General features: G+C 56.6%; 12 protein-coding genes, 1 tRNA gene and 1 pseudogene. 8 read left to right on the top strand and 6 right to left on the bottom strand.

Annotated features, from left to right (window positions below):
- Positions 1 to 250: 250 nt before the first annotated feature.
- The gene (msrQ, locus tag ACR1XU_RS22525) at positions 251 to 865 is read right to left on the bottom strand and encodes a protein-methionine-sulfoxide reductase heme-binding subunit MsrQ (RefSeq protein WP_480908970.1); all 615 of its coding nucleotides are present in this window, start codon (positions 863 to 865) and stop codon (positions 251 to 253) included.
- A 4-nt stretch (positions 866 to 869) separates the two neighbouring features.
- The gene (msrP, locus tag ACR1XU_RS22520) at positions 870 to 1,772 is read right to left on the bottom strand and encodes a protein-methionine-sulfoxide reductase catalytic subunit MsrP (RefSeq protein WP_480908969.1); all 903 of its coding nucleotides are present in this window, start codon (positions 1,770 to 1,772) and stop codon (positions 870 to 872) included.
- Between the two features lie 292 nt (positions 1,773 to 2,064).
- Here msrP and ACR1XU_RS22515 point away from each other — a divergent pair, with 292 nt between their 5' ends.
- On the top strand, positions 2,065 to 2,880 hold the full coding sequence (locus ACR1XU_RS22515) for a cyclase family protein (protein WP_170610985.1): 816 nt from the start codon (positions 2,065 to 2,067) through the stop codon (positions 2,878 to 2,880).
- Positions 2,881 to 3,070: 190 nt separating this feature from the next.
- Positions 3,071 to 3,664 carry an NAD(P)H-dependent oxidoreductase gene (locus ACR1XU_RS22510; protein WP_480908968.1) on the top strand — a complete coding sequence of 198 codons (594 nt, stop codon included), beginning with the start codon at positions 3,071 to 3,073 and terminating at the stop codon, positions 3,662 to 3,664.
- 132 nt (positions 3,665 to 3,796) lie between these two features.
- On the opposite strand, the gene ACR1XU_RS22505 is transcribed toward ACR1XU_RS22510, so the two are convergent.
- The 3 genes from ACR1XU_RS22505 to ACR1XU_RS22495 all read right to left on the bottom strand — a co-directional run bounded on the left by ACR1XU_RS22505 (position 3,797) and on the right by ACR1XU_RS22495 (position 9,006).
- Positions 3,797 to 5,815, bottom strand: coding sequence for an acyltransferase family protein (locus ACR1XU_RS22505; protein ID WP_480813496.1), 2,019 nt, complete (start codon positions 5,813 to 5,815; stop codon positions 3,797 to 3,799).
- Positions 5,816 to 5,938: 123 nt separating this feature from the next.
- Positions 5,939 to 8,557, bottom strand: a complete 2,619-nt coding sequence (gene clpB, locus ACR1XU_RS22500) for an ATP-dependent chaperone ClpB (RefSeq protein ID WP_480813495.1) — start codon at positions 8,555 to 8,557, stop codon at positions 5,939 to 5,941.
- A gap of 128 nt (positions 8,558 to 8,685) precedes the next feature.
- Positions 8,686 to 9,006: a hypothetical protein gene (locus tag ACR1XU_RS22495; RefSeq protein ID WP_170681460.1), complete on the bottom strand. Its 321-nt coding sequence runs from the start codon at positions 9,004 to 9,006 to the stop codon at positions 8,686 to 8,688.
- A 149-nt stretch (positions 9,007 to 9,155) separates the two neighbouring features.
- Here ACR1XU_RS22495 and pyrF point away from each other — a divergent pair, with 149 nt between their 5' ends.
- Positions 9,156 to 9,860 (top strand): orotidine-5'-phosphate decarboxylase, encoded by a 705-nt coding sequence (pyrF, locus tag ACR1XU_RS22490; RefSeq protein WP_170610999.1) that lies wholly within the window; start codon positions 9,156 to 9,158, stop codon positions 9,858 to 9,860.
- A gap of 597 nt (positions 9,861 to 10,457) precedes the next feature.
- A complete protein-coding gene (locus tag ACR1XU_RS22485; protein ID WP_480908967.1) occupies positions 10,458 to 11,711 on the top strand; it encodes a DNA polymerase IV in 1,254 nt (417 codons plus the stop codon).
- 2 nt (positions 11,712 to 11,713) lie between these two features.
- On the opposite strand, the gene ACR1XU_RS22480 is transcribed toward ACR1XU_RS22485, so the two are convergent.
- Positions 11,714 to 12,574 (bottom strand): N-formylglutamate amidohydrolase, encoded by an 861-nt coding sequence (locus ACR1XU_RS22480; RefSeq protein WP_480908966.1) that lies wholly within the window; start codon positions 12,572 to 12,574, stop codon positions 11,714 to 11,716.
- A gap of 147 nt (positions 12,575 to 12,721) precedes the next feature.
- Between ACR1XU_RS22480 and ACR1XU_RS22475 the strand changes: the two genes are divergently transcribed.
- The 4 genes and pseudogenes from ACR1XU_RS22475 (at position 12,722) to ACR1XU_RS22460 (ending at position 15,499) form a co-directional block, all read left to right on the top strand.
- Positions 12,722 to 12,796 (top strand) — tRNA-Val (locus ACR1XU_RS22475).
- Positions 12,797 to 12,889: 93 nt separating this feature from the next.
- Complete coding sequence (gene ykgO, locus ACR1XU_RS22470) at positions 12,890 to 13,015, top strand: type B 50S ribosomal protein L36 (RefSeq protein WP_005648635.1); 126 nt, start codon at positions 12,890 to 12,892, stop codon at positions 13,013 to 13,015.
- 113 nt (positions 13,016 to 13,128) lie between these two features.
- Positions 13,129 to 14,289: pseudogene (locus tag ACR1XU_RS22465) on the top strand (sialidase family protein).
- Between the two features lie 193 nt (positions 14,290 to 14,482).
- Positions 14,483 to 15,499, top strand: coding sequence for a Fe(3+) ABC transporter substrate-binding protein (locus ACR1XU_RS22460; RefSeq protein ID WP_170611010.1), 1,017 nt, complete (start codon positions 14,483 to 14,485; stop codon positions 15,497 to 15,499).
- Positions 15,500 to 15,543 lie beyond the last annotated feature (44 nt).

Raw genomic sequence — 15,543 nt, 5'->3', positions numbered from 1 at the left:
AGGCCGTCTCCCCGACCCGTCAGCACCGCCTCAGCAGCGCCGGTGAAGGGGGTTCTAAGCATAACACCTATCAGCCGCAAGCGAAAAAACAGAAGAAATCGAAAAAAGTTTGAGCAACAAATTTTTTCATTTAAAAACATATTATTAAGTCGATTCTACGCTCGAAAAACTACAGACGACGGCATGGAAACGCACTAAATCCAGACAGCAAGACATTTATCCACAAGCTTGCCCACAGACTCGCCCTTGGTCAGGCAGAGTCTGCCGTCCTGAACCGCATCAAGGCTTCGGTCATCGGAAGGCGCAAAGCCAGAAGACCAACGATCAAGCCCAGATAAACCAGCGGCTCGATCTGAAATCCCTTTGCCAACATCACATAGTGTAGCCCGCCCAGAATTGCCGCCGGATAGACAAGACGGTGCAGCTTGCGCCAAACCGGACCCAAATGCCGGACTGACCAATTGTTCGAGGTCAGCGCGAGCGGCAGTAAAAACAAGAAGCCAGCCATCCCGACAGTAATATAAGGGCGCTTGAGTATATCCGCCCAGATTTGACCCGGCACCTGTACGTCCAGAACAAGCCAGACCAGCAAGTGAAAACTGACATATCCGAATGTCAGAACACCGACTGCCCTGCGGAACCTCATCAAGTTCAGGCCCAGATGCTTTCGCAGCGGTGTGATCGCCAGTCCGAAAATCAACAACTGAAGAGCCATTTCGCCATATTCGTGCTCCAGGGCTTCAATAGGCTCCACGCCAAGACCTCCGGTCAATCCCTGATAAAACAACCAGGGTGCCGGCAGGAAACCGACCAGATAGACCAGCCAGACCGGTATTCGTCGCAGGTGTTGATTCAAAAACTGCATGGTCTCAGTAGTTTTTCGCCAGATCCATGCCTTCGTAAAGACCGACAACCTCTGTTTCATAACCATTGAACATCAGCGTGGGCTCGCGTTTTGCAAAAAGCCCGCCTCCGATGCGGCGCTCAGCGGCCTGCGACCAGCGCGGGTGATCCACATTCGGATTAACGTTACTATAGAATCCATACTCACGCGGGTTCGACATGTTCCAGCTGGTTGGTGGCTGCGTGTCTGTAAGCGTTATCCGGACAATCGACTTGATGGATTTGAAGCCGTATTTCCACGGAACCACCAGACGCAGGGGTGCGCCATTCTGGTTCGGGATCGGCTTGCCATAGATGCCGGTCGCCATGATCGTCAACGGATGCATGGCTTCATCCAGACGCAACCCTTCGCGATAGGGCCACTCCAGGATCGGGTATTGCACCCCCGGCATTTCGTCGGGGCGATAGGCGGTTTCGAATGCCACGTATTTGGCGCCCTCCTGAACCCCTGCCATGGCCAGCAGATCAGCCAGCTCGAACCCGTTCCAGGGGATAACCATTGACCACGCTTCGACGCAACGGAAACGGTAGATACGCTCCTCTACCGTCATTTCTGACATGATCTCCTTGAAGTCGTATTCGCCGGGGCGATCAACCAGACCATCTATCTTCACGCTCCATGGTTCGGTTTTCAGCGAAGCGGCATACTTTGCCGGGTCATCCTTGCCCGTGCCGAACTCATAGTAGTTGTTGTATGATGTGATCTCTTCCCACGTGTTCGGCTCAAGCGTATTCTGTGCAGCCGAAGGCTTTGCCATCGCTGTCAATCCAACACCGGCCAGACCGGCCATGACCTGCCGCCGGTTCAGAAACGCCGACTTCGGGGTGACGTCTGCATGTGTCAGTGTGTTTCTCCAGCGATACGCCATTTGGGTCTCCATAATCCGTATTTCCCGGGCTCGGGATCGCCCGCTCATACCACATTGTCACCGCTATATACGCTCCAATCTGATGACATTCTCGCAAGCTGACGCAGCTGTTACCCGTGTTACAGGGTGGATGGGCGGCCAAGATCCACAACGCTTTCATCTGGGCGCAATTTGATCGGCCCGTTGAAAAGCCTTCTCTTTACAAAGCAAATGCCGAGCGCGCAGTCTGTATCATGCTGTCAGATGCGAAATTGTCGCCTATGGAAATGACAGCCTGAAAGGGAGAGGACTAATGTGCGACATCTGCGTAGTTAACGCGGTCAAGGACCGCATGCTGTCAAGACGGGGATTCTTCAAGGCCGCGGCAGCCTCTGGCGCGGCGATTGCCGCAACGGGCGCGACCGCGCCTGCCGCTCTGGCCCTAGGGCATGGCAAGGTCGAAGATATGACCCATACACTAAGTGCCGATTTCCCAACCTGGGGAGGTGACCCCGGTTTTGCCGGTGATCAGGTTTTCAATTTTGGGGAACACGGATTTAACCTTTTCAATCTTACAATCAACGAGCATACCGGCACGCATATCGACGCCCCACTGCATTTTTCCGCGGATGGCCTGTCTGTTGATGAAATACCGGTGACGGATCTTGTTGCCCCGCTCTGCGTGGTCGACATCGCAGCACGGGCCGCCGAAGATGCCGACACGCTGCTTACCCCGGACGATCTGAAAGCGTGGATTGCAGCCAACGGCGACATTCCAGACGGAGCCTGCGTGGCAATGCATTCAGGTTGGGCAGGCAAGACAGCCACCGATGAGTTCCGCAATTTTGATGGCGAGGCCCAGCATTACCCAGGCTTTCACGTTGAAGCCGCGCAGATGCTGATGGAGGAGACCGGCGCACGCTCGATTGCGGTAGACACTTTGTCGTTGGACCACGGGATGTCGGCGGACTTTGCAACTCATTACGCCTGGCTTCCTTCCGGACGTTTCGGAATTGAATGCCTTGCCGGGCTTGATCTGGTACCTGCTTCGGGTGCGACCCTCGTCATAGGCGCGCCAAAACATGCAGGCGGGACAGGAGGGCCCGCAAGAATTTTTGCACTGATCTGACGACACCGGGACGATTAATAAAGGGCTCGCCGCGATGGTGAGCCCTTGCTGCTTGGGCAATTACTTCAGCGAGACCTAAGCAGCCAATCGATTGAAGCCGCCTGAACCAAACATGTTTTGTCTTGACCTAAACCTACCTTGAGCAATCAGGGTGCATTCGAAGACCGGATAGCTATAGAAGGATTCGCATGTGCATGTCCTGACAATTCTTGATCATCCAGACCCCAACTCATTCACCGTCGCTGCGGCGCGGAGTTTTATGGAAGGTGCGACAGCGGCCGGTCACACCACCGAGCTTGGCGACCTGCATGCAGAAGGTTTTGATCCGCGCTGGTCCATGGCCGATGTAGAAGGAAATCTGGCCTCCGACGCGCCGTCAGACGTTGTTGCCGAGCAGTCGCGAATTGCGCGCGCCGACACAATCTGTCTGGCTTTTCCCCTGTTTTGGTGGGGAATGCCGTCCATGATGAAAGGCTGGGTTGATCGCGTATGGACCTGGGGGTGGGCGTATGACCAGTTGAATGATCCAGAGAAATCGCTCCAGAGGCCTCGCACCGGAGTACTGTTGGTACCGGCAGGGGCCCGATCCGACGAAATGGAAAGCGCCGGGTATGTTCAGGCACTGGAAACAAGCTGGATGCAGGGTACCTTTGGGTATTTTGGGTTTTCACCACGCAAGCTTGTTATTCTTCACGGATCGACCGGGTCGGAATCCCGGCGAAAGGCTCTGCTGGAAAAGTGCTACACTATCGGCCAGACCTTGCCCGCGCCTGAGAACCACTAGGATAAATATCAGCTCGTGGTATGGCTTGTTTGAACTCAATTGCGACAGCCGGAGCAATTTGATCGCCGCCCAAACCCGATCAGAATTTCAGACAAGATTGTTTGAATAGCCTGATAAACAATTACTTAAACGTCAGTGCCTATTCTCTTTTAACTTCTTCACCATCAAGCTGGCAGAACTGGTTGCGGCTTCCAGAGACGAATGGGAATGTTCATCTCGGTAGAGTACGATCCCATCCTCACCAAAGTAGTTACAAACCGGCCCTGGGCAATAAAAGTCGAACAGGTCCACAAAGATCGCAGTTTCGTTTTCCTCAAGCGTTGACAGTTCGGTGCGGACCCCGCCAACCCGTTTGAGAGTTTGCTCGCGCGTCAGGTAGTGGCATGGACCGCCATTGGGCGCAAACCACTGGGCAACTGCCACCTCGGGTGTGCACCGAGCCTCGCGGACAAGAGGCAAAGGACCAACAATTGCGAGCGAGATATCTTGTTCATTCAATTCACGGGCAAACCGCTGAATACCTTCCAAGTAACGCTGCAGAACCACGTCATCCTTCCCGCCTGAGCCGTACGAAAGCCCGCCAAGATCGCTAAGCATCAGAACCACATCCCCGGCACGAAGTTCACGCACCAATTCAGGCACTGCGTCTTCCCAATAGTGTTGATTGGCTTCTTTCCATGGTCCATTGTAACCAAGCTCAGGCACTGGCTGTGCGCCCCAACTGGAGGTTAACAGAACCGCCCAGTCTTCGGTTTCCGAAATCTCTCGAAATGCACCGCCAAAGGCGACTGAGAACGAGTTTCCGACTACCAGTATGCGCTTTTCAGCCGTTTCCCAAGAACCGAAGACGCAGCCTTCAATTGGAATGGACCTCCCGACCTCGGTTGCGTCTCTGATAATACAAGGCCTTCCCTGCCAGACAGAACCATCATTTGCTTTCAACGGCGCCTCGAGGGTCGCCGGACCTCGTTGAGCAAGCGCCGGAGACACGCCGGAGTACAGGTTCCGGCTCACATCTTCTGACAAGACCCAAATGGCAATCAACGTTGTGACCAGCGCGGAGGACCCAACCAGGTAACCCGGCATTCTGGCTGCGGTCCACTTGGAATGGCGCAGAGGATTCTCGACAAACCGGTAGGACAGCGTAGCGGCCCCAAACATCACGAGAACAAAAAACGGTGCAGTGATCGCGGTAAGCCCGATCGTCCATTTGGCCAGAACGGCAACTGGCCAATGCCACAGGTACAGCGAGTATGAGATCTTACCGACCCAGCGAAGCGGCGTATTCGAAAGCGCCTTCGAGAAGGTTCCGGTCCGGACGGGGAACAGCAACAAGGTCGCCGACAAGACAACGGCAATGACCGTTGCAAAGTTGCGATTCAAGTCGACCTGTAAGGCAAACAAGATCAGCAACAGCCCCAGACAAACCGGAACGATCAGAGAGTTAAAACGCTGCGGTCGCCAATGTCTGATCAGCACGGCAATGGCCACACCCAGTCCCAGTTCCCAGGCCCGGAAGTAGATCATGTAAAAGGTGCCCACCGGATCCGTCTTTGCATACATCATGTACGCACCAAGCGACGCCAAGCAAAACACCGCCAATACCGTGATTGATATCAGGTTCACCCTGCGCGGCAAAGCTGCTGACAGCGACAACCACGCAGCAAGTGGAAAGAGTATGTAGAATTGTTCTTCAACACCAAGGGACCAGGTGTGTGTGAACAGGTTGAGATCCAGCAACCTGCCGAAATAGTCAAACTGCTGATTATAAAAGAAAAAATTTGAAAGCCCGACAGACGCCCAAAATGCGGTTTTTGTGTTGTCCTCCATGTCCTGAATAAAGAACGAACCCACTAGTGAGGACAGCAGAAGACACACAAACAAAGCCGGCGCCAGCCGCTTGAAGCGGCGCGCAAAGAAATGAGAAGCATTGGGCCAGAACTTCGTCCAATCCCAATCGATGACGGATCGGGCGATGACAAATCCGGAAATCACGAAAAAGACATCGACACCCAGGAATCCGTAAGGAAGAAGATCGAGGCCGAGATGATCAATCAATACAGCCAGAACAGCAACGCCGCGAAGACCTTCAATATCTCCGCGAAACTTGGATGGCTCCCCGCCGGGGCCATGGATTTCTGTCTGTTGCATGCTGGTTATCCGAGATTGCCCTGCGTGATTGCCGTGAGTGAGCGATACGCGGTTTACCAGACTTTTAGTCAAAAAGACAAATAACCGCCAATATGGCGGTTATTTATCAGTTCAAATGTCAGATCAGTGCACCACGGCATCATCCGGGCGGGGCCGTTCCGACGTTCCCAGCCGGTCACCGATGATCAGGCCATCGGCCCCTGCCGTCACCGGAACAGTCTCGCCATCCTTGATCTCACCAGCCAGCAGGGCTTCGGCGAGCGGGTTCTGCAGTGCACGTTGGATCACGCGCTTGAGCGGGCGCGCACCGAAGACCGGATCGTAGCCTTCGTTCGCCAGCCATTCCTTCGCACCATCGTCCAAAGCCAGCTCGATCTTGCGGGCAGCCAGACGTTTTTGCAGGCGCGCCATCTGGATATCGACGATGCCATCCATATCGGCCCGCTTGAGGCGGTCGAAGATGATGGTCTCATCCAGACGGTTCAGGAACTCGGGTCGGAAATGCGCCCGGACTGCATCCATCACGTCACGCCGCGCCTGCGCGCTGTCCGCGCCCTCGGGCAACTGGCTCAGGGCCTGCGACCCAAGGTTCGACGTCAGGATAATCAGCGTCTGCTTGAAGTCTACCGTGCGGCCCTGACCATCGGTCAGGACGCCATCGTCCAGAACCTGCAACAACACGTTGAAGACATCCGGGTGCGCTTTTTCGACTTCATCGAACAGCACGACCTGATAAGGCCTGCGCCGCACGGCTTCGGTCAGCACACCACCTTCGTCATAACCGACATAGCCCGGAGGGGCACCGATCAGACGGGCGACCGCGTGTTTCTCCATGAACTCGGACATGTCGATGCGCACCATCGCGTTGTCATCGTCGAACAGGAAGTTCGCCACGGCCTTGGTCAGTTCGGTCTTACCCACACCGGTCGGGCCGAGGAACAGGAACGAGCCCAGTGGGCGGCCTTCGTCATTCAAACCGGCACGGGCCCGGCGAACGGCGTTGGCCACGGCAGTGACCGCCGCATCCTGACCGATCACGCGGGAATGCAGATCATCTTCCATCCGCAGCAGCTTCTCACGCTCGCCCTCCAGCATTTTCGAGGTCGGGATACCGGTCCAGCGCTCGACCACCGAAGCGATCTGTTCTGGGCGCACCGTTTCCTCGGCCATCATCTCGCTGCTTTCGGCGTTCTCGGCCTCGGTCAACTTCTTTTCAAGCTCGGGGATGACGCCGTAAGACAGCTCACCCGCTTTGGCGAGGTTGCCTTCGCGCTTGGCGATCTCCAAGTCAGCCCGCGCTTTGTCGAGTTGTTCTTTCAGATCCCGCGCGCCTGCCAGCTTGTCGCGTTCTGCCTGCCACTGGGCGGTCATCTCAGCGGATTTCTCCTGCAGGTCGGCCAGGTCCTTTTGCAAGGTTTCCAGACGATCCTTGGAGGCCGCATCATCCTCAAGCTTCAGCGCCTCTTCCTCGATCTGCATCTGCAGAATCTGGCGATCCAGCTGATCGAGCTCCTCGGGCTTGGAATCCACCTCCATCCGCAGACGCGACGCCGCCTCATCGACAAGGTCGATGGCCTTATCGGGCAGGAAGCGGTCGGTGATATAGCGATGCGACAAAGTCGCCGCCGAGACCAGCGCCGAGTCCGAGATGCGCACGCCATGGTGCAGCTCGTATTTCTCCTTGATGCCGCGCAGAATGCTGATCGTGTCCTCGACCGACGGCTCCTGCACCATCACAGGCTGAAACCGGCGCGCAAGGGCCGCGTCTTTTTCGACGTACTTGCGGTATTCGTCCAGCGTGGTCGCACCGATACAATGCAACTCACCCCGGGCAAGCGCGGGCTTGATCAGGTTGGCGGCATCCATCGCGCCTTCGGATTTACCCGCACCGACCAGCGTGTGCATCTCATCGATGAACAGGATGATCTCACCAGCGGCCTCGGTCACCTCGGTCAAAACGGCCTTGAGGCGTTCTTCGAACTCGCCCCGATACTTCGCACCGGCGATCAGCGCACCCATATCGAGCGCCAGCAGCTTCTTGTCCTTCAGCGATTCCGGCACGTCACCGTTGATGATGCGCAAGGCCATACCCTCGGCTATCGCGGTCTTACCGACACCAGGCTCCCCGATCAGAACCGGGTTGTTCTTGGTGCGGCGCGACAGAACCTGCATCGAGCGGCGGATTTCCTCATCCCGCCCGATGATCGGGTCGATCTTGCCTTCGGCAGCGGCCTCGGTCAGGTCGCGGGCGTATTTCTTGAGCGCGTCATAGCCCTCTTCCGCCGACGCGGTGTCAGCGGTACGACCCTTACGGATATCGTTTATCGCTTCGTTAAGCTTCTGGGCGGATACGGCCCCGGCTTCCAATGCCTCTTTGGCCTTGGATTTCACCATGCACAGCGCCATCAACACGCGTTCGACCGGCACAAAACTGTCGCCTGCTTTGGTGGCGAGCTTCTCGGCCTCGGCCAACACCTTGGCTGTCTGGCCGTCCATGTAAATCTGGCTCGCGTCGCCGCTGACTTTTGGAATCTTGCCCATTGCGGTGTCCAGCGCCTCGACCACACGGCCTGGCGCGCCGCCCGCGCGCGTGATCAGATTGCTTGCCAGCCCCTGATCATCATCCATCAATGCTTTGAGTATATGTGTGGGCTCCAACCTCTGATGCCCTTCGCGCAGCGCAATGGTCTGCGCGGCCTGCACGAATCCCCGTGCCCGCTCGGTGAACTTATTCAAGTCCATATTATTCTCCTTTTCTCAAGCGCCCTGAATGTGATGCGCCCGCTTGGCGGCACGCTTCGGTCTGGGCCTCACATTCAATTTGGGAAATGTCTTCACGGCTTCAAGGGGCCAGGTTTCAATATTCGGCCTTATCCCCGCGGTATTGAGTAAACCGTGTAGCCGCCGGTCTCAGCCATTTGCCTGGCTTCGTACATGTCCAAAAGCGATTGCGCCGCATCGCTGCCCGTCGGGCACGACACCAGATCGGCGGTATGATCCAGAAATTCGACGGTAAATTCGGTCTCGCCTGTGAGCTGGCACCAGTCATCCTCTGATCGATATCCACGCACCAGCAGCAGATCATCATTGGTCGGGGCCGGGGCAGCGCCTGTGTCAGGTGTATTGACGCGCGGCGCCTCATCACACGCGAAAAGCGCCAGGGCCGCCCCAAGCAAAATCAGTTTCTTCATATCGCGGTTCCCTATTCATTATCACGAATTGGCAGGATCATAGCACAGAGTTGAATCCGCTAAGTGATCTGCATCACCCGGTTATCATGCATGGACAGAGCGTACCGAACCCGTTAGGACGCAGACGTTTGCCAAATAGGAGCCTGCCCATGTCCGATGACCGCCTGATCGTTGCCCTTGATGTTCCGAATGCCCTGCAAGGGTTGGCCATGGCCGAGCGGCTGGGCGACAGCGTTTCGTTCTACAAGATCGGGTTGGGAATGCTGACCGGTGGCGGATTGGCCCTGGCCAATGAGCTGAAGCAGGACCACGGCAAACGCATCTTTCTGGACATGAAGCTGTTCGACATCGGCAACACGGTGGAAAACGCAGTACGCGGGTTGGCGCAATTCGATCTGGATTTCCTGACCGTGCATGGCGATCCGCACGTGGTTCGTGCGGCCAAAGAAGGGGCGGCAGGCAAAGACCTCAGGATTTTGGCGGTAACGATCCTGACTTCGCTCAACCGCGACGATCTGGATGCCAGCTTGCTGAAAGACGGAACAGTGCAGGAACTGGTCGTTGAACGTGCCGCGCGCGCGCTGGAAGCCGGGGCCGACGGGGTCATTGCAAGTCCGCAGGAAGCAGCCTTGATCCGCGCCCTGCCCCAGGCCGAAGGTCGGCTGATAGTCACACCTGGTGTCCGCCCTGCAGGGGCCGCTTTGGGCGACCAGAAACGCGTGGCCACACCAGCCAGCGCCATCGGCGACGGGGCCGATCATATCGTGGTTGGCCGTCCGATTTATCAAGCTGACGACCCAAAAGCAGCAGCCGAGGCCGTTTTGGCAGAGCTAAATTCTTTGACCAGAACCTAATCTGGCATGGATGATTGACGTAGCCGATACAGCCAAATCGGCTCGCAACGCCTTGACCTTAGGTCAATTTTGGTGACAGCCGCGCCAAATCGTCCCTGTGCCTGAAAACACACATGAAAAACACAAGTTCACAACGCAAGGTCTCAGCTCTGTCGTAATTGTAAGTTTTGGGCGATTCTGTAGGGGTATACTCCCCAACGGGCCATTTCTTCCTGAGGTCCGTTACCTCCCCCCGCGCAAGTGCGGGGGGGCTTCTTTGGCAAAATCCAGGCCTCCCATCACTGCGCGACGCCCGACAAGAGGTCCCGCAATCAGCGGCGTTTACCGGATGCGCAACCACTTCAAAAATCTCGCCTATGGCGCAATCCGCAAGAACATCATGGCCTTCGCGCCGACGCTGCGAAGATCTTTGCAGAACGGTTAAGGAATACTCCGTAAGTCGTTTCGGTGAATCACCACCGATTCTGGTTCAGAAAACAGCACCGCCTTTTGCCGTGTCGAAAACCATGTGCCGCTTTTGCTTTGTTCTGAACCACGTTAGAATCTAGCGGATTGCTCGGGTGAACCAAGCCCGCGCCGGGCGAGGAAGTGACTGAAATGCCTGCTCTCTGTCAGGACTGCCTTACACAAATGGAAGCCGGAAGCAGGTGCCCGTCCTGCGGCAGCCCGCGCGTCAAATCGCACCCGGAGCTATTTGAGCTGAACATCGCGCACATGGACTGCGATGCCTTCTATGCCTCGGTCGAAAAAAGGGACAATCCCGAACTCGCAGATAAGCCGGTTATCATTGGCGGCGGCAAACGCGGGGTCGTGTCCACCGCCTGCTATGTGGCACGCATTCGGGGCGTGCGATCGGCCATGCCGATGTTCAAGGCATTGCAGCTGTGCCCCGACGCGGTGGTCATCAAACCGCGCATGTCGGTTTATGCGGACGTGTCACGTCAGATCCGGTCGATGATGGATGAACTGACCCCGGTTGTGGAGCCATTGTCGCTGGATGAAGCCTTTATGGACCTGTCTGGAACCTATCGCCTGCACGGCGCCCCACCAGCGGTGATGTTGGCGCGGTTGGTCAAGCGCATGAAAGATGAGCTGGGCCTGACCGGGTCAATCGGACTGAGTCACAACAAGTTTCTGGCCAAGGTTGCATCCGACCTTGATAAGCCGCGCGGATTTTCAGTGATCGGCAAGGCCGAGACAGCGGAATTCCTGCACAACAAGCCTGTACGGCTGATCTGGGGCATTGGCCCTGCGGCCCAGGACTCTCTGGATCGGGCTGGCATTCGCAGCTTTGCCGATTTGTTGCGTTGGGATCAGGAGGCTTTGACCGCACGGTTCGGGTCGATGGGTTATCGTTTGTGGCACCTGGCGCGCGGGCAGGACAAGCGCCGCGTTTCCGGCAATGAGCCGATGAAATCAATCAGCAATGAAACGACTTTCTTCGAGGATTCGGCCAGTATCGACATTCTGGACGGGCATTTGTGGCGTATGTCCGAGAAAGTGGCCGACAGGGCCAAGGCCAAGGGGATGGCGGGACGGGTCGTTACACTGAAACTCAAGAAGGCCAATCACAAGATCATAACACGGCGCGTTTCCCTGCGCGACGCGACTCAGATCGCCGACCGCATCTATCGAACGGCGCGTGGGCTTTTTGATCAGGTCGGAGATCAGGGGCCATACCGCCTGCTTGGTTGCGGATTGTCGGATCTGTGCCCCGAACACCAGGCCGATATTTCGGGCGACCTGCTGGACCCGGGTGCGGCAAAACGGTCACAGGCAGAGCGGGCCACAGATGAAATCCGACGACGTTTTGGATCTGAGGCGATCGTGAAAGGGCGCGCGTTGCGCTAGGGCTATTCGGCAGCCAGACGAGCCGGCTCGGCGCCGATGCAGGCAATCTCTGAGATCACATCGCGCAGTATGGTGCGGAATTCATCGAAATTGTCGCTGGGTTCAATGGTGTCTTCGTTCATATACAGCGACCGGTCGATTTCAATTTGAACCGCATGCTGATGGCGTACCGGGCGACCATAGGTCTGGGTCACGTAAGCACCGGCAAACGGGGCATTGCGTGCTACATTCAACCCGGCCGATGCAAAGGCCGCTTCGATTCGATCGACGACCTCACCAGTCGCTGATGCCCCAAACCGATCGCCCAGAACAATTTCCGGCCGTTTGGACTGTGCATTGCTGGCCATGGCGACGGCTTCATGTGGCATCGAATGGCAATCGATCAAAATAGCCTGCCCAAATGCCTCGTGCGATTCTGACAAAAGGGACTTCAGGCGTGCGTGATACGGGCGCCAGCATGTGTCGATCCGCAGGCGCGCTTCGTCCATCGTCAGTTTCCCGCGATAGATGGCCCGACCGTTGGCAACGACGCGCGGAATCACACCCAACCCGGACGCAACACGCGGGTTGTGACCATGTCTGCGCGCGCCTTCGATCAGGGCCGGATCCAGTTCATCAGCACTGCGATTCAGATCCAGGTATGCGCGCGGCATTGCAGCCGATATAAGCGGCGCACCAAATTCGGATGACGGGGCAAACAGCTGATCGACAAAAGCATCCTCCGAGGATCGAATCACGCTTGGGCTTAACACTGTCTTCTTGAGCAGAGACTCGGGGTAGACGCGCCCGCTGTGTGGAGAGGAAAACACCACGCATGACGTACGCTTGACGGGCAATTCCAGTATATAGGCTGCGTTCGACATGGTGACTCCTTGTTCGCTCTCAACATAGACCGGAAAATAGTTCTTCCAAACCCCTTGAACCCCTTTGCGACTCCTTTTATAGACCCCGCTACCGGCGCGGGGTTCCGCGCCCCATTTCGTTATGGGGCACATCTCGCAAAGGTAAGTGGGCGGTTAGCTCAGCGGTAGAGCACTTCGTTGACATCGAAGGGGTCACAAGTTCGATCCTTGTACCGCCCACCATCGTTTTCACTGCTTCGGGTCTGACCCGGGGCACCCGCTAACCCAGGCGCTGGCCACGTCTCTGATGAAGGCGCCGCAGATTGGAGACAGACCATGAAGGTCAAGAACTCGCTCCGCTCGCTCAAGAACCGGCACCGTGACTGCCGTGTTGTGCGTCGCAAAGGCCGCGTCTACGTGATCAACAAGACGCAGCGCAAGTTCAAAGCTCGTCAGGGCTAAGAACTGCATTGAACCGCTAAAAGAAGCCGCGCCGTTGAGCGCGGTTTTTTTGTTGTCTGCATTAGTCCGCGCAACATGGTACGCTTGCCTCATTTGATCGGAGCGCGAATTCCATGAGAGGACAAGGCGTCGACATACTGGTCGGAACGACCAAAGGCACATTCATCATCACCAGCGACCATGACAGGTCGAATTGGAAAGTTTCAGGCCCGCATTGCGATGGCTGGCCGATAAACCATGTGATCGGCGACGCAGAAACGGGCTTGCTTTGGGCGGGTGGCGGCAGCGATTGGCACGGTGCGGGCATCTGGCGGTCTGAAGACGGTGGAGAAACTTGGGAAGTGACAAGGCTTACCACCGGTCAGAGGGACGAATGGGCCAGCAATGACCCTGATTTCGCCAAGATGGTCGGCTGGACCGGTGAACCTATGCCTTTCACCGACGCATTTTCACAAATCTGGTCGCTGAGCTACGGGCACGGCACGTTGTATGCAGGCGCAAAACCAGCGCGTTTGCTGACCAGCCATGACAACGGGCGGACGTAGGAGAGTGTCGAAGGCCTTACCAACCATCCTTCAGCGCCGGACTGGAATCCAGGGGGCGCCGGTTTGGTATTGCACACAATCCTGACGGACCCGGGTGAAAGCCAAAAACTCTGGGTCGGCATCTCAGCGGCGGGGGTCTTTGCGTCAGAAGACGGGGGCAGGAATTGGGAACGGCGCAACCGCCTGTCCAACGCGGAAAGCTGTGATCACCACAATCATCCCGCGGCCCCAAGAGATGGTGAGACAGGCCATTGCGTGCACAACATGGTGAGGGCCCCGAAGACCACGGACTTGTTGTACCAACAGAATCACCACGGGGTCTGGCGCTCGGCCGACGGGGGGCGCAGTTGGGAGGATATTACCGAGGGCCTTCCATCGACTTTCGGGTTTCCGATTCACGTTCATCCGCGAGATCCCGGCACGATCTGGACTTTACCCCTGAACGGCGACAGCATCGGCCGCTATCCACCCCATGCAGCAGCAGCGGTTTGGAAATCCACTGACGGCGGCGCGACATGGCAAGATCAACGGCACGGGCTGCCGCAGGAAAGCTGCTATTTTACGGTACTGCGTCAGGCTATGGCCGGAGACAGCCGAGACCCCGCAGGGGTTTATTTTGGGACAAACAGCGGGTCTGTTTTTGCGACCGGTGATGAAGGGGACACCTGGAACGAAGTGGCCCGACATTTGCCCACCATTCTCTCTGTTGAGGTTCTGGACCACGAATAGATCATTCGTGACGACCAAGCACTGATCTATTCACAGCCAGCGGCTCGAATGGTCATGAAGAGTGCGAAGATACAAGCTGCGCCATTTTGACCGAGTAAATTTGTCAGATTTCCTTGCATCCTCCTGAGAATCGTATAATTGACCAATTCAGTCGGATAACGATCCGCTACAACTTCAATCGTTGGGAAATATGATGCTGAAATCCTCTACATGCGTTGCTGCCGCTCTGACGGCCCTGATTGCAACCTCCGCCACCGCTGACGGCGAGCTGAACCTTTATTCTTCGCGCCACTACGACACGGATGAGCGTCTTTACACCGATTTTGAAGATGCCACCGGGATCACCATCAATCGCATCGAAGGCAAGGCAGACGAACTGATCGCTCGGATGGAAGCCGAAGGCGCAAATTCTCCGGCCGATATCCTGCTGACAGTTGACACATCACGCCTTGCGCGCGCCAAGAACGCAGGCATTCTGCAGACCGTGGACAGCGAAGTTCTGGAAGACCGTATTCCGGCAAATCTTCAGGACGAAGACAATCAATGGTATGGATTTTCGCAGCGCGCACGCATCATCTTCTTTGACAAGGAAGGCGTCGCCAACCCGCCGGCTACTTACCTGGACCTGGCCAAACCCGAATTCAAAGGTCAAGTCTGCATTCGTTCGTCCAGCAATACCTACAACCAAACCCTGCTGGCCTCGATCATTACCAACCACGGCGCGGAAGAAGCAAAAAAATGGGCCGAAGGTGTCGTTGCCAACATGGCGCGTGACCCACAGGGTGGTGACACGGACCAACTCCGCGGCATCGTTTCGGGTGAATGCGAAATCGCGGTGTCCAATTCCTATTATTTCGCACGAGCCTTGCGTAAGGACGTGAAGGGCCTGAGCGACCAGATTGACATGATCGGCGTGCAATTCCCCGCTCAGGACGCCGAAGGCGCACATATGAACCTTTCCGGCGCGGGCGTTGCGGCACATGCCCCGAACAAAGAAAACGCAATCAAGTTTCTTGAATATCTTGCCAGCGAACAGGCTCAGGAGTACTTCTCGTCCGGTAATGACGAATTCCCGGCTGTTGAAGGTGTTGCTCTGGCTGAGCCGGTCGCTGCCCTGGGTGAGTTCAAGGCTGACAGTGTCAACCTGTCCGAAGTTGCCAAGAACATTCCGGATGCGCAGAAGATCTTTAATGAGGTCGGCTGGAAATAAGCTGGCTCCATTCGAGCGGGAACGAGGCGCGGTCAGACGCGCCT

The sequence above is a fragment of the Ruegeria sp. D1(2025) genome, from assembly GCF_056536425.1.
The sequence above is the reverse complement of the archived record's forward strand: the minus strand, read 5'-3'. Positions and strand labels throughout refer to the sequence as shown.